Annotated in this window: 17 protein-coding genes; 9 read left to right on the forward strand and 8 right to left on the reverse strand. The window is 63.9% G+C overall.

Features of this window, described 5'->3' with window-relative positions; genetic code table 11:
* Positions 1 to 28: 28 nt before the first annotated feature.
* Positions 29 to 1,069, reverse strand: a complete 1,041-nt coding sequence (locus FJ974_RS24855; RefSeq protein ID WP_140533223.1) for an ABC transporter substrate-binding protein — start codon at positions 1,067 to 1,069, stop codon at positions 29 to 31.
* A 230-nt stretch (positions 1,070 to 1,299) separates the two neighbouring features.
* Here FJ974_RS24855 and FJ974_RS24860 point away from each other — a divergent pair, with 230 nt between their 5' ends.
* Positions 1,300 to 2,001: a GntR family transcriptional regulator gene (locus FJ974_RS24860; RefSeq protein ID WP_181177114.1), complete on the forward strand. Its 702-nt coding sequence runs from the start codon at positions 1,300 to 1,302 to the stop codon at positions 1,999 to 2,001.
* A 22-nt stretch (positions 2,002 to 2,023) separates the two neighbouring features.
* Here the strand turns inward: FJ974_RS24860 and FJ974_RS24865 are convergent, their stop codons facing one another.
* The 6 genes from FJ974_RS24865 to FJ974_RS24890 all read right to left on the reverse strand — a co-directional run bounded on the left by FJ974_RS24865 (position 2,024) and on the right by FJ974_RS24890 (position 8,090).
* Complete coding sequence (locus FJ974_RS24865; protein WP_140533221.1) at positions 2,024 to 3,109, reverse strand: ABC transporter ATP-binding protein; 1,086 nt, start codon at positions 3,107 to 3,109, stop codon at positions 2,024 to 2,026.
* Positions 3,099 to 3,707, reverse strand: a complete 609-nt coding sequence (locus tag FJ974_RS24870; RefSeq protein WP_140533220.1) for a cupin domain-containing protein — start codon at positions 3,705 to 3,707, stop codon at positions 3,099 to 3,101. Before FJ974_RS24870 ends, FJ974_RS24865 begins: the two co-directional genes overlap by 11 nt.
* A gap of 176 nt (positions 3,708 to 3,883) precedes the next feature.
* Positions 3,884 to 4,954 (reverse strand): ABC transporter substrate-binding protein, encoded by a 1,071-nt coding sequence (locus FJ974_RS24875; RefSeq protein WP_140533219.1) that lies wholly within the window; start codon positions 4,952 to 4,954, stop codon positions 3,884 to 3,886.
* Positions 4,955 to 4,982: 28 nt separating this feature from the next.
* Positions 4,983 to 5,816 (reverse strand): ABC transporter permease, encoded by an 834-nt coding sequence (locus FJ974_RS24880; protein WP_140533218.1) that lies wholly within the window; start codon positions 5,814 to 5,816, stop codon positions 4,983 to 4,985.
* The gene (locus FJ974_RS24885; protein WP_140533217.1) at positions 5,813 to 6,700 is read right to left on the reverse strand and encodes an ABC transporter permease; all 888 of its coding nucleotides are present in this window, start codon (positions 6,698 to 6,700) and stop codon (positions 5,813 to 5,815) included. The genes FJ974_RS24880 and FJ974_RS24885 overlap by 4 nt, the downstream gene beginning before the upstream one ends.
* 106 nt (positions 6,701 to 6,806) lie before the next feature.
* Positions 6,807 to 8,090: an NAD(P)/FAD-dependent oxidoreductase gene (locus tag FJ974_RS24890; protein ID WP_140533216.1), complete on the reverse strand. Its 1,284-nt coding sequence runs from the start codon at positions 8,088 to 8,090 to the stop codon at positions 6,807 to 6,809.
* A 194-nt stretch (positions 8,091 to 8,284) separates the two neighbouring features.
* Between FJ974_RS24890 and FJ974_RS24895 the strand changes: the two genes are divergently transcribed.
* The 5 genes from FJ974_RS24895 to FJ974_RS24915 all read left to right on the forward strand — a co-directional run bounded on the left by FJ974_RS24895 (position 8,285) and on the right by FJ974_RS24915 (position 13,599).
* Positions 8,285 to 9,442: a fumarylacetoacetate hydrolase family protein gene (locus FJ974_RS24895; RefSeq protein WP_140533215.1), complete on the forward strand. Its 1,158-nt coding sequence runs from the start codon at positions 8,285 to 8,287 to the stop codon at positions 9,440 to 9,442.
* 270 nt (positions 9,443 to 9,712) lie between these two features.
* Complete coding sequence (locus tag FJ974_RS24900; RefSeq protein ID WP_140533214.1) at positions 9,713 to 10,645, forward strand: substrate-binding domain-containing protein; 933 nt, start codon at positions 9,713 to 9,715, stop codon at positions 10,643 to 10,645.
* A 102-nt stretch (positions 10,646 to 10,747) separates the two neighbouring features.
* Complete coding sequence (locus FJ974_RS24905) at positions 10,748 to 11,734, forward strand: ABC transporter permease (RefSeq protein ID WP_140533213.1); 987 nt, start codon at positions 10,748 to 10,750, stop codon at positions 11,732 to 11,734.
* Between the two features lie 4 nt (positions 11,735 to 11,738).
* Positions 11,739 to 12,533, forward strand: coding sequence for an ATP-binding cassette domain-containing protein (locus tag FJ974_RS24910; protein ID WP_140533212.1), 795 nt, complete (start codon positions 11,739 to 11,741; stop codon positions 12,531 to 12,533).
* Positions 12,534 to 12,576: 43 nt separating this feature from the next.
* The gene (locus tag FJ974_RS24915; protein ID WP_140533211.1) at positions 12,577 to 13,599 is read left to right on the forward strand and encodes a LacI family DNA-binding transcriptional regulator; all 1,023 of its coding nucleotides are present in this window, start codon (positions 12,577 to 12,579) and stop codon (positions 13,597 to 13,599) included.
* Positions 13,600 to 13,895: 296 nt separating this feature from the next.
* Here FJ974_RS24915 and FJ974_RS24920 read toward each other — a convergent pair whose 3' ends face one another.
* Entirely contained in the window at positions 13,896 to 14,477 is a 582-nt protein-coding gene (locus FJ974_RS24920) for a TetR/AcrR family transcriptional regulator (RefSeq protein WP_140533210.1), read from the reverse strand.
* A gap of 246 nt (positions 14,478 to 14,723) precedes the next feature.
* On the opposite strand from FJ974_RS24920, the gene FJ974_RS24925 reads away from it, so the two are divergent.
* Genes FJ974_RS24925 through FJ974_RS24935 form a run of 3 tightly spaced genes read left to right on the forward strand, consistent with a single transcriptional unit; the run spans position 14,724 to position 19,308 of the window.
* Complete coding sequence (locus FJ974_RS24925) at positions 14,724 to 14,963, forward strand: hypothetical protein (protein ID WP_140533209.1); 240 nt, start codon at positions 14,724 to 14,726, stop codon at positions 14,961 to 14,963.
* Positions 14,957 to 18,139 carry an efflux RND transporter permease subunit gene (locus tag FJ974_RS24930; protein ID WP_140533208.1) on the forward strand — a complete coding sequence of 1,061 codons (3,183 nt, stop codon included), beginning with the start codon at positions 14,957 to 14,959 and terminating at the stop codon, positions 18,137 to 18,139. The genes FJ974_RS24925 and FJ974_RS24930 overlap by 7 nt, the downstream gene beginning before the upstream one ends.
* Before the next feature lie 14 nt (positions 18,140 to 18,153).
* On the forward strand, positions 18,154 to 19,308 hold the full coding sequence (locus FJ974_RS24935; RefSeq protein ID WP_140533207.1) for an efflux RND transporter periplasmic adaptor subunit: 1,155 nt from the start codon (positions 18,154 to 18,156) through the stop codon (positions 19,306 to 19,308).
* Positions 19,309 to 19,433 lie beyond the last annotated feature (125 nt).

Genomic DNA, 19,433 nt, shown 5'->3' on the forward strand with positions numbered 1-19,433 from the left:
CCTCGTAGACACCGCTCCGATCCGATCGCTACTGCTGGATCAGGTTGTTGAACTTCTCGGTCGCCTCGACGAGCGTGTCGCGCCAGAATTCAGGATCCTGCAGTACCTGCTTCTTGACGTTTTCAGGGGCGGAATTGATGTCCTTGATCCGCTCCTGCGGGATCTTGCCGGTCTCGAAGGCCTTCTCGTTTGCCGGCCCATTGTCGACATAGAGCGGCAGATTGGCCTGGAGCTCGGGGCTGACGAACCTGGCCAGCGCCTTCATGGCGACATCCTTGTTCTTCGAGCCTTTCGGGATGACCATGCAGTCGGCGGTCAGCACGCCCTGGTCGAAGGAGAAGCTGACCGGCGCGCCTTGCTTCTTCAAGGTGCCGGCGCGGCCGTTCCAGATGCTCGCCATGTCGACCTCACCATCCTTGACCAACTGCATGGCCTGCGCGCCGGACGTCCACCAGGCGTCGATATGGCCCTTGACCTTGTCGACGGATTGCAGCGCGCCGTCGATGTCGACCGGATAGACCTTGTCGATCGGAGTGCCCTTGGCAAGTGCGGCGACGCTTAGCGTTTCGGTCGCCTGGCTGCCGGAGAGCGCGCGGCGACCGGGGAATTTTTCGACGTCCCAGAAATCGGCCCAGGTCTTCGGCCCCTTGTCGCCGAAAACATCGGTCCGGTAGATCAGCACGACCGAGGTGTAGGAGATGCCGACCCAGTCGTCATGGACAAGCTTCGGGTTGATGCCGCTCTTGTCGATGACGTTGTAGTCGAGCTTCTCGAACAGGCCCTCCTTGGAGCCGCGCGCGCATTCGTCGGCGCCAAGCTCGGTGATGTCCCATTTGACGGCGTTGCCGGTGACCTGCAGGCGCACATCGTCGAGGCCGTTGGTGGTGTCCTGCTTGATGGTGATGCCGAGATCCTTGGCCGTTGGATCGAAGAAGGCCTTGGTCTGCGCCTCCTGGTAAGTGCCGCCCCATGAGGCGACGGTGATCGTATCGGCGGCCGACGCCGGAACGGCGACGGACGCCAGCAGGCCGGCGACGGCCATGCCGTGAATGCAAAGTCTCTTCGTCATTTTCGCTTCTCCAACCGGTGTTCCCATTATCGTTGCTTTGGTATGCGAATTTGTATACAATTTTGAGTGTAATTCACCGGAAGCCGATGTCAACATGGGCCATGTGCTTTTTGGCCGCGGCAGGAAAAGGGGCGGTTCGGAGCGCTTGCTTGCCCCGATTTGGTCCTGTTCATGCAGGGGCTGAAAGGCACTAGACTGCGAATCCATATAGACCGTTGGAGGCGGGACGTTTGAGCAAGGAGAGAAAGAACACGCTGCGCGACTCGGTGTTCGAGGCGCTGAAGGCGATGATCATCACCGGCCAGATCCCGCCCGGCTCCCGCGTCACCGAAAGCGACATGGCCGAGCGCCTGAAAGTGAGCCGCACGCCGGTGCGCGAAGCCTTCAACCGGCTGGAACGCGACGGCCTTGTCGTCGGCCGGCCGCGCCAGGGCTATGTCGTCACCGAGTTCAACCTGACCATGTTCCGCGAGGCCTTCGATATTCGCGAATTGCTCGATGGACGCGCCACCGAGCTGGCGGCGGCCAACGCCACCGCCGCCGACAAGGCGCGGCTGCGCGGGATGCTGGCCGAGTGCGAGCGGCTGGCGGCGATCCCCGACCGCAGCACGCGGGAGAAATTCGAGGAACTGCAGGTCGGCATCGACCTGCACCGGGTGATCGCCGAAATCAGCGGCAATGAGATGCTCCATGGCATGCTCTGCGGCATCCTCGACAAGTGCCAGCAATATGTCTGGACGGAGCTTTTATGGCTGGACGAGTGGAAGCTTACCCGCGAGGAACACAGCGGCATCGTCGATGCGATCTGCGCCGGCGACGTGGCGCTGGCTGGCGAGCGCGCCCGTGCGCATGTGCGCGGGTCGCGCGAAAACATCCTGCGGCTGCTGCAGGCCAAGTCCGACTACCAGGTGTTTTTCGCCAAGGCGTCGTGAGCGGCCGGCCTCGCCACGGAGATCAGTTCGCGAGCATGGGACAGTTGGCGCCGCGCCGCAGGCTGATATGCGCCACGTCGCCGGCGCTGAATTGAAAACCATCGGCGCGGCGCGGCGCATCGATCACCACCGGCGTCCCCTGCCCGAGCCTGGCGTGCAGGCGCAACGTGCGGCCGTGAAAGACGATGCCGCTGACGCGCGCCGGCGTGGTTCCGGCGGCGGCTTCGGTGGTTGCCAGCAGATCCTCCGGACGTACGCCGATGGTGCGTATGTCGCCTTCGCCGGGCAGGTCGCCGCCTTCCGAGACGGCTTCCAGCAGCAGGTCGCCGGCTGCAAAGCGCAGCCGCTCGCCGTCGCGGCCGATGAAGCGGGACTGCAGCAGGTTCATGGTGCCGATGAAGGAGGCGACGAATTTGGTCGCGGGCCGGTCGTAGAGCGTTGCCGGCGGCGCGATCTGTTCGATCCGGCCCTTATTCATGACGACGATGCGATCGGAGATCGACAGCGCCTCGGTCTGGTCGTGGGTGACCATGACGAAGGTGGTGCCGAGGCTCGCCTGCAGCCGCTTCAGCTCGACCTGCATCTGCTCGCGCAGATGCGCATCGAGCGCCGACAGCGGCTCGTCAAGCAGAAGCACGCGCGGCTCGCAGACGATGGCGCGGGCGAGCGCGACGCGCTGGCGCTGACCGCCGGAGAGTTCGGAAACGCGGGAAGCGAGCTTATCCGCAAGGCCGACCATGTCGAGCGCCTCGCCAACGCGCTTGGCCTGCTCGGAGCCCGATAGTTTGCGCAGCGACAGGCCGAAGCCGACATTTTCGGCGACGTCCATATGCGGAAACAGCGCGTAGTCCTGGAAGACGGTGTTGACCGGGCGGTCGAAGGGGCGCAGCGCCGTGATGTCGCGGCTTTCGAGCAGCACCTTGCCGCTGGTCGGGCTTTCGAAGCCGGCAATGACGCGCAGGCTCGTGGTCTTGCCACAGCCGGAAGGGCCGAGCAGGGTCAGGAACTCACCTGGCGCAATGTCGAGGTCGACCGAATCCAGGCCGACGATGCCGCCAGGAAAAACCTTCGAGACCCCGTCCAGCCGCACGAGTGCGTCAGGCGCCATCGCGCACCTCTGACGGCCTGGTGGTGTTGACCCAGAGGATCTGGCAGCGCTCGGCGCCGGGGTTGCGGAAGGCATGCAGCAGCGTGCTCTTGAAGGCGAAACTGTCGCCGGCTTTGAGCGTGTATGTGGTCGCATCCACCACCAGTTCGACCTCGCCGGTCATCACCAAGCCGAATTCATGGCCGGCATGGGCATAAGCCTCGGCAGTACCGCCACTGGCCTCGACCGTCACCAGCATGCCGGTAAGCGTGGCGCCGGGCGGCGACAGCAGCGCCTTGGCGATGCCTTCCGACTTGACCGGGATCGAGCGCCTTTTGTCGGCGCGGACGCAATAGAGGTCGTTGACGGCGTCATTGCCGTCGGCGATCAGCGCCGACGGCTCGATGTCCAAAGCAGCAGCAAGCGGCCAGATCACCTTGACGCGCAGTGATGACATGCCGCGCTCGATCTGGCTCAGCGCGCCGATGGAGATGCCGGCCTTGGCGGCAAGCTCGGCCAGCGACAGCTTGCGCTCGAGCCTCAGCGCCCGCACGCGCCGGCCGACGCGGATATCGGCATCGTCCTTTGGTTTTGTCGCCGCTTCGTCCAGAACATCCATGCAATGATCCTCGTTTGCTTTCTCCTTCTCCCCTTGTGGGAGAAGGTGGATCGGCGCGCAGCGCCGAGACGGATGAGGGGTGTTCCAGCGGAGTGAGACGCTGGTTTTCCCTGGAACACCCCTCATCTGGCCGCTTCGCGGCCACCTTCTCCCACAAGGGGAGAAGGCAAGAGCGCTCACCCGCCTGCTTTCACCTTCTCGAACATTTTCGCCATATCGTCATTCTGCTTCATCGGTCCGGTGAAGATGGTGGTCTTCAGCATCACTTCCGGGTCCGCCGGCAGCTGTAGCTTCTCCAGTTCCTCCTTCGACACGCCGGCGAAAGCTGTGGAGAGGGAGCTGCCATAGCCATAGGACTGGATCAGGAACTTGCCGGAGTCGGCATCGAGCCGGCTGTTGATGAAGTCATAGGCGAGGTCGACGTTCTTGGCGTCCTTCAGCATGACGAAGCCGCAGGCCCAGGTCAGCATGCCTTCCTTCGGCTTCATGAATTCGACCGGCACGCCCTGCTTCTTCAGCGATGTGGCGGATGCGTTCCAGGTCATCGCGGCAACCAGTTGGCCGCTGGCCAGCGCCTGCTCCACCGAAGTCATATCTGTCGTGTAGCTCGACAGCAGCGGCCGCTGCTCGCGCAGTTTTTCCGCCACCTTGTCCATCTGGTCAGCCGTCATGTCGAACGGATTGACGCCGGCCAGCAGCGCGGCGACGATCGGCGTGTCATGCACGGCGTCGATGGTCGCCATGCGGCCGGCATATTGCTTGTCCCACAGCAGCTTCCAGCTCGCTTCCGGGTTTTTCACCAGATCGGTGCGGTAGAGGATCGAGGTGTTGCCCCAGTCCCAAGGAACCATCCATACCTTGCCGTCGCCGGCCTGCAGGTCGGGCAGGTTCTTGAATACCGGGAAGATCGAATCCCAGTTCTTGATGCGCTTGGTGTCGATCGGCTGCAGCAGCCCTTCTTTGTTCCAGCGCGCCACCTTGTCGTAGCAGGGATGCGCGATATCGGGCCGGAAGCCGGCCTTGACTTTGGTGAAGGCATCGTCGTCGTCGCCGAAGATCGAGGCCTCGACGCCGTCCGGATGCGCGGCAAGGAAGCTCTTGTTGAAGTCGGGCAATTCATAGCCCGACCAGGTGAAGTATTGCAGCTTGTCGGCGGCCAATGCGACAGTCGACGACAGCGCCAGAGCAAGTGCGGCAAAGCCCGCCCGGGCTTTGTGTCCAGTGACCGATTTCAGGTGGAATGTCATTTTTCGTTCTCCTCTTCTTTGTTGTGGTTCAGGCTGGATTAGCGGTTGCTGGCCGGCGCGCGGCGCCGAGGCCCCGATGGCGCAGCATTTCGGCGATACCGGCGATGATGAAGGACACAGTCAGGATCACCGTTCCGAGCGCCATGACGGTCGGCAGCGAGCGGGGGAAGCGCAGCTGGCTCCAGATGTAGAGCGGCAGCGTCGGCTGGGTGCCGGCAAGGAAGAAGACGACGATGAATTCGTCGAACGAGATCAGGAAAGCCAGCATGAAGGCCGACAGCACCGCGGGCGCACTCAGCGGCAGCATGACGCGCCGGAACGTCGTCCAGTCGGAGGCGCCAAGATCGAGCGCGGCCTCGCGAATGGTCTTCGGAATGGCGGCGAAGCGGCTGCGCATCACCACCACGGTGGTCGGCAGAGCGACAAGGATATGGCCAAGCACGATGGCGATGCGAGAAGGTCCAAGGCCGATAAGGTTGACTAGGATCAGCAGCGAGATGCCGACGATGACCCCGGGAATGAGGATCGGCAGCCGGGCGATGGCGCTGACCGCGGCGGCAAGCGGCGAGCGGCCGTAGAGGTCCATATAGGAAACGGTGATGCCGCAGAGCGTCGCGCCCGAGGCGGCGATGGCCCCGATGACCAGGCTGTTGGCGAGCGCGCCGGAGAGCGCCGGATTGCCGTAGAGCGTCCTGTACCATTCAAGCGTGAAGCCCTGCAGCGGGAACGCCGCCTGGATCGAGTTGTTGAAGGAAAACAGCGGGATCAAAAGGATCGGCAGATAGAGAAAGACCAAATAGGCAAGCACGTAGAGGCCGAGCCAGCGGCCGCTCGCGTTGGTGTCGAGGCGCGCCGCGCTCATGCGCGGCTGCCGAATCTGCGGTCGGCGCCGCGCGCCACCAGCACCACGCACAGGATGACCAGCATGACGCAGACCGAGAGTGCGGCGCCGAACGGCCAGTCATTGGCCTTGCCGAACTGCGACTGGATCAGCGTGCCGATCATGGTGCTGGACGGGCCGCCGACCATGGCCGGCGTGACATAGTCGCCGACGGTCGGCACGAAAACGACGAGGGCTGCCGCCAAAACGCCCGGCATCGAGTTCGGCAGCACGACGCGCCGGAACGACGTGAACGGCCGCGCGCCGAGATCGGAGGCGGCTTCGAGCAGCGATTTCGGGATGGTGTCCAGCGCCACATAGATCGGCAGGATAGCAAAGGGCGCGTAGGCGTGGGCGAGCGTGACGACCACCGCCGCCGGCGTGTTGAGGAAGGCCAGCGTCGGCTCCGACCAGATGTGGCTTTCGATCAGCGCCGAATTCAGCACGCCATTGTAGGCGAGCACGATCTTCCAGGCGAAGACGCGCAAAAGGTAGCTGGTCCAGAACGGCAGCGTCACCAGGAAGAGCAGCAGGTTGCGGCGGCGATCGGCGTGAAAGGCGAGGTAATACGCGACCGGATAGGCAGTGACCACGGTCGCCAGCGTCACCAGACCGGCGATGACCAGCGAGCGCAGCGTGACCGTCCAGTAGAGCGGGTCGGTTGCCACTGTGACGAAGTTTTCAACGGTCAGGCCGGCGCCGAGCAGCGAGCCGTCATTGCTCCTGAAGGCGAGGAAGATCACCAGGCCGAGGGCGAAGAGGATCAGGAAGAAGGTGACCAATCCGCCCGGCAGCAGCATGGCGAAACGGAAGGCCGGCGAAGTGCGGGCTTCCGGCGATGGCCGCGCTGCAACGATGATCGACATCTTATTGCCTATTGGGGCTGCCATCCGATTTTTGAAATCGGCTAATGCTTTTTCATATTCATGAAACTGTCAAGCGGAATCGCTTGTGCGCTGCACGCGCTCAGCGTCAGCGCTCGAATGCGTCGAGCATCCGGTACCAGGCGATCGTCGCGGCGACGCCGACCTGCCGGAAGGCATGGAACGGGATTGGCCGGATCGGCGAGAGAGGGAACGGCAATTCTGTGGCGTCGCCGGTCGCCAGATAGCTCGCCATGCGCTTGCCGAGCGCGCTCATCAGGCCGACACCCCTGCCCTGGCAGCCGACCACGGCGAGGAGGCCCTTTTCGGGCTCGTGCAGGTGCGGCAGATGATCCGGCGTCATCGCCACGCGGCCGAACCAGCGTTTCTCGATCGCAATGCCGGCAAGGACGGGATAGAGGCGAAGCAGCGCGCGTTCGCAATGCGCCCAGTCGGCGGGGCTGGAAGGCAGCGCCATGCGGCCGCGACCGCCAAGCACCAGCCGGCCATCGGCGCTTTTGCGGTAGTAGACAAGAATGCGGCGCGAATCCGATACGGCCTGGCCGCCGGGCAAGACAGTGGCAGCCAGGTCGGCCGGCAGCGGCGCGGTAGCGATCTGGAAGGAATGCAGCGGCACGATCGTCTGCGCCAGGCCGGGCAGCAGGCCGTCGGTATAGGCATTGGTGGCGAGCACGACCGCCTTGGCGCGCAGCTCGGCTCCGCCTGCCGTTGCAACTCGCCAGAGGCCGGCCTCGTTGTTGAGCTTCAATACCTTCTGCCGTTCGGCGATCTTCGCGCCGGCCGCCGTGGCAACACGCGCCAATTCCATCGTGTAGGAAAGCGGATCGATGACGCCAGCGCGGCGATCGAGCCAGCCGCCGAGATAGCCTTTGGCGCCGGTGATCGCCGCGATCTCGGCCTGGTCGAGCAGCTTGACGTCGGCGCCGCGCGCCCGCCATTGGCGATCCCGGTTCGCTGCCGCGGTCAAAGCGGTTTCGGTGTGGGCGGCCTGGATCCAGCCATTGCGCGCAAACGGCACCGCCAGTTTCTCGTCGCGGATCAGGTCGAATACGGCATCGGCCGTCGACGCGGCGAAATCGACCAGGGCCTCGCCGCGCTCCCTGCCGAAGTGCTCGATCAGCCATTCCGGATCGTATTTCAGGCCGGGGATGACCTGGCCGCCATTGAGGCCTGAGGCGCCCTGCCCGATCATACCTGCCTCCAGCACCTGCACCGACAGACCGGCGCGGGCCGCATGCAACGCGGTCGACAGGCCCATGATGCCGCCACCGACGATGACCGCATCGACAGTGCCGCCTGCCATAAGCTCCCGCTCAAATGCCAGGGCTATTTTGGGCTTCTGCCAGATCGGATCGGAAAAGGCTGCGGGCAAGAGGTCACCTACGGACTGAACTCGTGAAAATCCTATTGTTGATTTCATGAATTTGAAAGTGCGCTTCACTGGGCCAGTTTGAGCGATGACTGTGAGACAGCGCGCCCATTGGCCCATCAACGATCCCATCAACGGGATAGACGTTTGGTCAAAATCCGGGGAAAGTGCCGCGCGACAATCGAGAGGACAAGACCATGACCGACCCGACCCGCCTGCCCGCCGATGGCCTTTTCGTTGGCCGCGCCAGGACCAGCGAAGCTCCGCATCCGCTGGTGGTCACGGTGCGCGACGGCCAGGTCATCGACATCACCTCCAGAGCAGCGCCAACCGTGCGCGACCTTTGCGGGTTGAAGGACCCGGCCGGCCATGTGCGCTCAGCCAAGGGCAAACCGATCGGCGCGCTTGAAGAGATCGCCGCGAACAGTTTTGAGGCCAAGCGCGACGCGACGAAGCCGATCCTGCTTTCGCCCGTCGACCTGCAAGCGGTGAAAGCCTCCGGCGTCACCTTCGTCGTCAGCCTGCTCGAACGGGTCATCGAGGAACAGGCGCGCGGCTCGGCCGAAAAGGCCGACGCCATCCGCGCCGACATCGCCGGGCTGATCGGCCACGATCTGTCGAAGCTGAAGCCCGGCTCGCCCGAAGCGATGGAGATCAAGGCCAAGCTGATTTCGCGCGGCGCCTGGTCGCAATATCTGGAAGTCGGCATCGGCCCGGATGCCGAGATCTTCACCAAATGCCAGCCGATGGCCTCCGTCGGCTTCGGCGCCGATGTCGGCCTGCATCCGGTCTCGACCTGGAACAATCCGGAGCCGGAGATCGCCATGATCGCCGACAGTTCGGGCCGCATCGTCGGCGCCACCATCGGCAACGATGTCAATTTGCGCGACGTCGAAGGACGCTCGGCGCTGCTGCTCGGCAAGGCCAAGGACAATAACGCCTCGGCGTCGCTCGGCCCCTTCATCCGCCTGTTCGACGAGACATTCTCCATCGATGATGTGAAAAACGCAGTGGTGCGCCTGAAGGTCGAAGGCGAGGACGGGTTTTCGCTGGAAGGCGCAAGCTCGATGGCCGAGATCAGCCGTTCGCCGGAGGAACTGGTTGCGGCTGCCATGGGCCCGCACCACCAATATCCCGATGGGCTGGCGCTCTATCTCGGCACCATGTTCGTGCCATCGAAGGATCGCGGCGAGAAGGGCAAGGGCTTTACCCACAAAATAGGCGACATCGTCACCATCTCGTCGGAAAAGTTCGGCGCGCTGGTCAACCGGGTGCGGCTGTCGCCGGACTGCCCGCACTGGACCTATGGCGCCAGCCATCTGATGCGGGACCTCGCCAAAGCCAATCTGATCTAGCATCGCGTCCCAAGCGACATTGTCCAGCGCCTCCCTGGCAAGCTGGTGTGAGACGGCGCCGCTGCCCCGGAAAATATCACCTCAGCTGATGCAATCTGATGGGATTGCTGATGGCGCGCTTTGTTGTGCCAACATCCATTGGCGATGGAGGCTTGCCATCGGTCGAAAAAGGGAATGCTCTAAAGCTCCCGGTCGGCGCTGGCAGGAGATGCGGTCTTCGATCGCATCGCGCATGACTTGGAACTGTTTTTCAACATGGGAGGAAATCGAATGCTTTCGAGGCTAAGACTGCTTGTGCTTGGCTTGGTCGCCATGCTCGCCATTCCGGCGATGGCTGAAGCCAAGACGTTCTACTGGATTTCGCATGGCGGCCCGGCCGATCCGGTCTGGACCTACTTCCTCGCCGGCGCCAAGCAATGGGCGACCGATACCGGCAACAAGGTGAACACCTCGTTCCACAACGGCGATGTCGCCTCGCAGCAGGAGGCTGTCCGCGCCGCCATATCGGCCAAGGCCGACGGCATCGTCACCACCAGTCCCGATCCGGGCAGCCTTGTCGAGATCGTCAAGGAAGCACGCGCGGCCAATATCCCGATCATCAACTTCAACACGCCCGATCCGAAGGCGAATTTCAACGCCTATGTCGGCGGCGACAACGTCACCTTCGGCAAGCACTGGGCGCAGTATCTGGTCGACAAGGGCCTGGTGAAGAAGGGCGACTTCGTCTGGATGCCGGTCGAGGTTCCCGGCGCCACCTATGGCGTGCAGGAAGAGGAAGGCATCAAGAGCGTGTTCGGGCCGGCCGGTATCACCTATGAGGTGACCGAAGCGACCCTCGACCAGGCCGAAGTGATCAACCGCATGGTCGACTATCTCACCGCACATAAGGGCAAGGTGAAGGCGATCATCGGCCTCGGCGACCTCGTCACCGGCTCGATCAAGCGCGTGTTCGACCAGGTCGGCATCAAGCCGGGCGAAATCCCGGTCGTCGGCTGGGGCAACTCGCTCGACACCACCCAGGAAGTGTTGAACGGCTACGTCAATGCCGGGCAGTGGCAGGACCCGCAGGCGACCAGCTATGTGGCGCTTTCGCTGGCCAACATGGCCGCCAGCGGCATTCCCCCGGGCTTCAACGTCATCACCGGCGCGCTCTATGAGAAGGATACCGCCGGCGTTTACGACAAGATCCTGTCCGGCAAATAATCTGCGCGCAAAAGGCCGTGGCCGCTTTGCGGCCACGGCTCTCTTTCCGTCGAGCCTGCTGCCGCGCGGGCTTAAGCCATTCCTTCACGTCGCGGGCTCACTGTGGAAAATCACTCCTTCGTCCAACGCCTGATTGCCAGGCCGGAACTCGGCCCGCTGGTGCTGCTGGTCATCGAGATCGCCGTCTTCTGGAGCATCAACCCGGATTTTCTGTCGCCGCAGAACATCTCCAACACGCTGGCCTTCACCGTCGAACTCGGACTGATCGCGCTGGCCATGACCTTGCTGATGACATCGGGCGAATTCGATCTTTCCGTCGGCTCGCTGTTCGGCTTCTCACCGGTGCTGATGTGGACCCTGTTCAACGGCGGCGTCACCTCGCTGGAGATGGGCTTCGTCATCGCGCTGGTGGTCGCGGCGTTCATCGGCCTCGTCAACGGCTGGTTCGTCACCCAGCTCAAGATCCCGTCCTTCCTGGTGACGCTCGGCATGCTGCTTGTCGTGCGCGGCACGGCGCTGTTTGTCACCGACGGCTTTCCGCAGCGCACCTGGAGCGCCGAAGGCAGCTGGCTGGCGGAAATCCTGGTCGGCGATTTCTATATCGGGCCGTTTCGCATCTACGCGTCGCTGTTCTGGTTCATCGGCGCCGCGATCGCGCTGGGTTACGTGCTGACGCAGAGCCGCACCGGCAACTGGATCCAGGCCGCCGGCGGCAACCCCAATGCGGCACGCGCGCGCGGCGTCAACGTCAGCCGCGTCAAGATCGGCCTGTTCGTGCTGTCGTCGCTCATGGCCTCGCTTGCCGGCGTCATCTCCTCGCTGCGCACCTCGGCCGCCAATCCCAACAGCGGCACCGGCTACGAGCTCGAAGTCATCGCCATGGTGGTGATCGGCGGCACGGCGCTGACCGGCGGCCGCGGCACCATCATCGGCACCGTGCTCGGCATCCTGATCCTGCGCGTGATGCGCAACGGCATCGTGCTAATCGGTGTGCCGGGGCTTGCCTACAACATCTTCATCGGCGCCATCATCCTCGGCATGATGGCCCTGCATTCATGGCTCGAACGCCGGCACCAGGCAGGGACCTAGAACCATGGCCGAACCGCTGATCCGCATGGAACACATCCGCAAGTCCTATGGGCGCGTGCAGGCGCTGGTGGACGCCAACTTCCATGTCAATGAAAGGGAGATCGTCGGCCTGCTCGGCGACAACGGCGCCGGCAAGTCGACGCTGATCAAGGTGCTGTCGGGCGCGGTGCCGCTGACCAGCGGCGACATCTTCATCCGCGGCCAGAAGGTCCAGCTGCGCAACACCAGCGACGCCATCGCGCACGGCATCGAGACCATCTACCAGGATTCCGCGCTGGTGACGCAATTGTCGATTGCCCGCAATCTGTTCCTCGGGCGCGAGCCGATCAAATCGCCGCGCTTCTTGAACCGCATGGACCAGGAGGCGATGAACACGGTGGCGCGCGACCTGCTGAAACAGGTCGGCATCTCCAAGAACATCCCGCCGACGACACCGATCGGCTCGCTGTCGGGCGGCGAGCGGCAGGCGGTGGCGATCGCGCGCGCCATGCATTTCGACAGCGACCTGATCATCCTCGACGAGCCGACCAACAATCTCGGCGTCGCCGAGACGCAAGGGGTGCTGAGTTTCGTGCGCAACGCGCGCGATTCCGGCCACTCCTGCATCTTCATTGCCCACAACATCCACCACGTGTTCCAGGTGGTCGACCGCATCGTCGTAATGCGCCGCGGCAAGGTGGTGGCTGACGACATCGATCCGAAAAAGACCACCGTCGCCGAGGTCGAGCGGGTCATCACCGGCATGTCGGACAAGGAGATCCGCGACGCCCTCGCCGACGGTGCGCCATCCAAGGGCTGACTTCATCTGGCACGGGATTGCATCAGATCCTATGACTGGACCCATGAAAGCTACGGTATCCGACATCGCCAGGAACTGCGGCCTGTCGACCGCAACGGTCGACAGGGTCTTGAACAACCGGCCGGGCGCGAGTGCCGCCAACCGGCAGCGCGTGATGGAGGCGGCCAAGCAACTCGGCTATCTGCCGGTCGTCGACCAGGTCGTGCTGCCGTCGCGGCCGGCGCATCTGGAATTCTTCCTGCCGATCGGCTCCAACGCCTTCATGATCGACCTCGCCCGCCATATCGAGGACTATGCGGCACGTCTGCCGCTGGTCGCCTCCTGCCGCATCCACAACCTTGCCGGCATTGCGCCGGACGCGCTGCAGGGCGCCGTCGAGAATCTCTCGCTGAAGGCCAACGGCGTCGGCGTGATCGCCGTCGACCATCCGCGCACGCGCAACATTTTGCGCGAGGTGGTCGAGGCCGGCATCCGGCTGGTGACGCTGGTCTCCGACGTGCCGGCAGCACCCCGCTCGGCCTATGTCGGCATCGACAACCGGGTGGCGGGACGCACGGCGGCGCTTTTGATGGGACGCTTCCTCGGCGGCCGGACCGGACATCTGGCGATGGTGGTCGGCTCGCGTTCCTATCGCGGCCATGAAGAGCGCGAGATGGGTTTTCGATCGGTGCTGGGCGAGGAATTCCCCAACCTCACCGTCTCGAGCGCCGTCGAGAGCAATGACGAGCCGGATGCCAGCTATGCCGCGACCATGAAGGCGCTGCACAACGAACCGGAACTGCTCGGCATTTACTGCGTCGGCGCCGGACGCTCGGGCGTGGCCAAGGCGCTGCTCGAATCCAGGCCACGCAAGAAGCCCGTCTTCATCTGTCATGACCTGACCAAGGAAACGCGCGGCTATCTGGTCGACGACCTGGTGGACGTCGTCATCGACCAGAATGCGCGGCTGATCGCCGAGCAATCGGTGATCCGCCTGCTCGGATCGATCGCCTCATCGGCGCCATACCTGACCAAGAAATTCATCGAGCCGCGACTGATCTTCAAGGAAAACGTGCCGGTGCAGTGAACGGGCGGCTGCCCGCTGGCAGTCCGTTTCACCGATTTGTCTGATAATTGATCCCACAAATCTGCACACCAGCTATGCACGTTTGGCAATTGCCGAATCATTGGGCAGACCGTAATTACTGGGTGTCGGCCATCTCCTCCTCCCAGATGTGATGCCGACGCTGAATGCGGTGTATCCTCCTCCCACGCCGTGTTCGAAATCGAGCCCGCTGCCACCTCCTCCCGGCAGCGGGCTTTTTCTTGCCCGTGCGGAAAATAGTGCAGAGGCGGCCGCGAAGCGGTCGGATGAGGGACGTTTCAGCGCGCCCGGAACGAGCCGATCAAGCCTTCCGCCATACGCACGAACTGCGCGCTCGGGCCTTCGGCGCCAACGCTCTGCATGGAGACGCGGGCGCCTTCGAGCAGCAGCGACAGCGTGTCGGCAAGAAGCTCGGCCTGGCCGATGCCGGCGTCACGGCAGAGCGCGACCAATTTTTCGCGCTGGGCTTCCTTCAGTTCCTTGATAACGCGCCTTGCCGGGTGATCGGTCTCGCTGAGCTCGACGGCAGCGTTGGCCATGTCGCAGCCGCGACAGTCGGCGCTGAGCATTTCCGAAGCCTTGCGGACCCAGGCATGCAACTGCGCGAGCTTGTCGCCGGGATGCTGAGCTTCGAACTCGTCCCATATCCTTGATGCTTTCGCGGCCGTGGCTCGCAGGCATTCGATGATCAGCTCGTCCTTCGATTCGAAGTGACGGTAGAGCGTCATCTTGTTGGTGCCGGCCGCTTCGGTTATGGCGTCGACGCCCACGCCCTTGATGCCATGCTTGTGGAACATATCCTGCGCCGTCTCCAGGATCCGGTCCCTGGGGCGAGAACGCTCCACGACGCCGTCTGTCATCACAATCTCCTTTCGTTTCCAAAAAACCCTCGGCCACCTCTTGACTAGGGTGTTACCGGTCTGTAACTTCCAGAATGTTACTTACTGGTAACACCTATAGCGCTCGACGTCAACGACAAGGCACCACCGATAGCCCTGCCAGAGCGAGATGGGACAAGAAACCTGCATGTCATGCGGCTTCGGCCGGTGAAAAAGGAAAAACGGTTCGTGATCAGCTGATGCGAGCCGCAGCAAGGAGCCGCTCCTATGCACAAGGCAAAAGACCTGACGATCGACGAAGCCGTCCGGGATCCGATGATCCGGCTGGTGAACAAGGCGGACGGGGTCAACCCGCGCGCCTTCGAGGCGATGCTGCGCTCGCTGGCTGCCGAACAGGCGCCGGGCGGCAAGGCCCTGCCGGATTTCCTGGAGGATTCCGGCTCGGGCCGGGCCCGGCGCATGCACCGCGCCGCAAAGCCGTTCGGAGAGGCATCCGCATCATGGTAAATTTCTTCATCCACCGCCCGATCTTCTCTTCGGCGATCGCCATCATCATGGTGCTCGCCGGGGCGATCGCCTATTTCCTGCTGCCGGTCTCGCAGTTTCCCGACGTCACGCCGCCTCAGGTCGTGGTCAGCGCCCATTATCCGGGCGCCAGCGCGCAGGTGGTGGCCGATACGGTGACCACGCCGCTCGAACAGCAGATCAACGGCGTGCAAGGCATGACCTACATGTCGTCGACGAGCTCGAACGACGGCTCCTCGACGATCACCATCACCTTCGATGTCGGCTATCCGCTGAGCACCGCTGCCGTCGATGTGCAGAACCGCGTCAGCCAAGCGTCCTCCTCGTTGCCGGCGATCGTCAACCAGGGCGGCGTGACGATCAAGAAGCAGAACCCCAATTTCGTGCTGATCGTCGACCTCACCTCGCCGGACGGTTCGGTCGATCCGGTGGCGCTGAGCAACCTCGCCTATCTGCAGGTGGTCGATCCGCTGAAGCGGCTGCCCGGCGTCGGCGACGTGCAGATCTTCGGCGAGCGGCGCTATTCGATGCGCGTCTGGCTCGATCCGGACAAGCTAGCCAACCTCGGCATCACCGCCGTCGATGTGCAGAACGCGATCGCCGAGCAGAACGTCCAGGTCGCCGCCGGCAAGATCGGCCAGTCGCCGGCCCCCGCCGGCACGGCGTTCGAAATGCAGGTCAACGCAGTCGGCCGATTGAGCGATCCCAAGGAATTCGGCGACATCGTCGTGCGCGCCGACTCGGCCAATGGCTCGCTCGTGCGGCTGCGCGACGTCGCCCGCATCGAGTTAGGCGCGCTGCAATATTCGTCGTCCGCCTTCTTCGGCAAGAACCCGACGGTGGTGCTGGCCGTCTACCAGATGCCCGGCTCCAACGCGCTCGACCTGCAGCAGCGGGTCAAGGACAAGATGCAGGAACTGTCGGCGCGGTTCCCGAAGGGCGTCGCCTACGCCATGCATTATGATACGACGCGCTTCGTCTCGGCCTCGATGCATGACGTGCTGATCACGCTCGGCGAGGCATTGGTGCTGGTCGTGGCGGTGGTGTTCGTTTTCCTGCAGAGCTGGCGCACCACCATCATCCCGACCATCGCCATCCCGGTGTCGCTGATCGCGACGCTGGCGGTGATGTATATGCTGGGCTTTTCGCTCAACATGCTGTCCCTGCTCGGCATGGTGCTGGCGATCGGCCTCGTCGTCGACGACGCCATCGTCGTGGTTGAAAATGTCGAGCGACAGCTCGATGCCGGCCTCAAACCGCTCGCCGCGACGCGGGCGGCAATGGCCGAGGTGACGGGGCCGATCATCGCCACCACCGCCGTGCTGATGGCGGTGTTCGTTCCGGTCGCCTTCATCCCCGGCGTCTCGGGGCGGCTCTACAACCAGTTCGCGCTGACCGTCGCCATCTCGGTCGGCATCTCGGCCTTCAATTCATTGACTTTGAGCCCGGCGCTCAGCGCTGCCTTCCTGCGTCACCGCGGCGAAACGCAGTTCATCCCGTTCCGCTGGTTCAATGCCGGTTTCGACTGGCTGTCGCATGCCTATGCGCATGGCGTGCGTATCCTCATCCGGCTGCGCTGGATCATGCTCGGCCTGTTCGCGGCCGGCCTGGTGGCGACCTATTTCGTCTGGCAGAAGCTGCCCTCGACCTTCCTGCCGGTCGAGGACCAGGGCTATTTCTTCGTCGTCATCCAGCTGCCCGACGGCGCTTCGCTGGAGCGCACCGACGCGGTGGCGCAGAAAGCGCGCGACATCCTGCAGAACACACCCGGCGTCGACATCGTCGGCTCGATCAGCGGCCTCAATTTCCTGACCAGCGCCGCGCAGTCGAATTCGGCGGTGGAGTTCGCGATCCTGAAGCCATGGGACCAACGCGGCCCCGACCAGAGCGCCTCGAAGCTCGTCGCCGACGTACGCAACAAGCTCTTGCAGATGCCGGAAGCCTTCGCGCTGTCCTTCGATCCGCCTTCAATCCCGGGCCTCGGCACCACCGGCGGCTTCGAGTTCCAGGTCGAGGATCTCACCGGCCGCGGCAGCGCCGCGCTCAACGACGTCACCCAGGCGCTGCTCGCCGAGGCGCGCAAGCAGCCGGAGCTCAACCCGCAGCAGCTGTTCTCGTCGTTCTCGACCTCGACGCCGCAGTTCAACTACGACCTCGACCGCAGCAAGGCGAAGCTTCTCGGCCTCAGCCTGCCGGACGTGTTCAACACGCTGCAGATCTATCTCGGCTCGCTCTACGTCAACGACTTCAACCTGTTCGGCCGTACCTTCCGGGTGACGATCCAGGCCGACAAGGATGCGCGCGGCGATGCGACCGACATATCGCGGCTCTATGTGCGCAACGCCTCGGGCGGCATGGTGCCGCTGAGCACGCTGGGCAAGCTGGTGCCGATCGTCGGCCCGGAAACCGTGCCGCATTACAACAACAACGCTTCGGCGCTGATCAATGGCGGCGCCGCCCCCGGCTTCTCGTCCGGACAGGCGGTGGCGGCCATGGAACGGGCAGCGGCGACGGCGTTGCCGCGCGATTTCGGCTATGAATGGACCGGCATCACCTTTCAGGAGCTCAAGGCCGGATCGATCGCCTCGGTCGTGTTCGGACTGGCGATGGTCTTCGTGTTCCTGATCCTGGCGGCGCAGTATGAAAGCTGGGCGATGCCCTTCATGGTGCTGCTCGCCGTGCCGCTGGCCCTGTTCGGCGCCTTCATCGTGCTCCTGCTGCGCGGCATGCAGATCGACGTCTACTCGCAGATCGGCTTCGTCATGCTGATCGGCCTGGCGGCGAAGAACGCCATCCTGATCGTCGAGTTCGCCCGGCGACGGCGCGAGGAGGGCCTCAGCATCGTCGAGGCGGCGATGGAAGCCGCGCGGCTCAGGCTGCGGCCGATCCTGATGACGGCCTTCGCCTTCATTCTCGGCGTGCTGCCGCTGATGTTCGCGACAGGCGCGGGTGCGGCCAGCCGGCAGTCGATCGGCACCACCGTCTTTGGCGGCATGGTGGCGGCGACGGTGCTGTCGCTGGTGTTCGTGCCGGTGTTCTACGCGGTGATCGAGCGGCTGCGCGAACGCGGCGGCGAGAGCGAGCCCGCGCCGTTTCATCAAGATAATGAACCGACCGCCGAGCTAGCACTTCAGTCGCTCGCCGACGCGGCCGAATAGAATTGGAGACCATCATGCGTAAATGGAAAATCGCTTTGGGAACGGCCGTCGCGCTGGGCGCGATCTCGGTGGCCAGCGTGCATCTGCTCGACATGGGTAATTTGAGCCTCAATGGCGGCACCGCGGGGGCGGCACCCGCGCCCGCGGCCTTCGTCATGCCGGTGCCGGTGGTGAACGTCGTCAAGAAGACCATTCCGATCTATCTCGACTACGCCGCGCGCGTCGAGTCGATCCGCAGCATCACGCTGCAGGCGCGCGTGCCGGGCTATCTTCAGGAGCAGACGGCGGCCGACGGCAGCGACGTCAAACAAGGCGACCTGCTCTATCGCATCGCGCCGGATGATTACCAGGCCGCGCTGGACCAGGCGAAGGCTCAAGTGCAACGCGATACCGCGACGCTCGAATATGCAAAGTCCAATCTTGGCCGCGGCACCGATCTTGCCAAGGCCGGCTATCTCGACAAGGACAGCTTCGACCAGCGCACGAGCAATTTGCGCTCGGCGCAAGCCGCCCTTGCCGTCGACCAGGCGGCGGTACGGACGGCCGAGCTCAATCTCGGCTATGCCGAGATCAAGGCGCCGTTCCCGGGCCGCATCGGCCGCAACCAGGCCTCGGTCGGCACGCTGGTCAGCGTCGCCGGCACGGTGCTCAACACGCTGGTGCAGCTCGACCCGATCTACGTCACCTTCAATCCGAGCGAGACCGACCTCGTCCAGATCGAGCAGGCAAAGGCGGCCGGCCCGGTCGCGGTCGATGTGCTTTTGCCCGGCGAGACCGAGCCCAGCCAGAAGGGCGAGCTCACCTTCATCGACAACACGATCGACCATTCGACCGGCACGATCACCGCGCGGGCGACGATCGGCAATGCGAAGTTCACGCTGCTGCCCGGCCAGTATGTGCGGGTCCGGCTGCATGTGAAGCAGCAGCCCAACACGCTGATGGTGCCGCAGGTGGCGCTCGGCTCCAGCCAGCTCGGCAAATATGTTTATGTTCTCGGCAAGGGCAACACGGTCGACCAGAAGCTGGTCTCGCTCGGGCCGACCGAGGGCGACCTGATTTCCGTGACATCCGGCATTTCCGAGAGCGACCAGGTGATCACGGGCAATTTGCAGAAGATCGGACCCGGAATGCCGGTTTCTCCCTTGCCGCAACCGAAACCGGCCAGCTGATAACCCCCATCAGTTTTCCGGCCTGACGGCGCTCTCGGCTCCCACGCCGAGGGCGCCGTTTTATTATGTACGGCGTGGCAAGCGCCGTAATACCGGCCCCTAGCGATCGTACCCTCTAGCTTGCG

It is taken from the genome of Mesorhizobium sp. B1-1-8 (assembly GCF_006442795.2).
GTDB lineage: Bacteria > Pseudomonadota > Alphaproteobacteria > Rhizobiales > Rhizobiaceae > Mesorhizobium.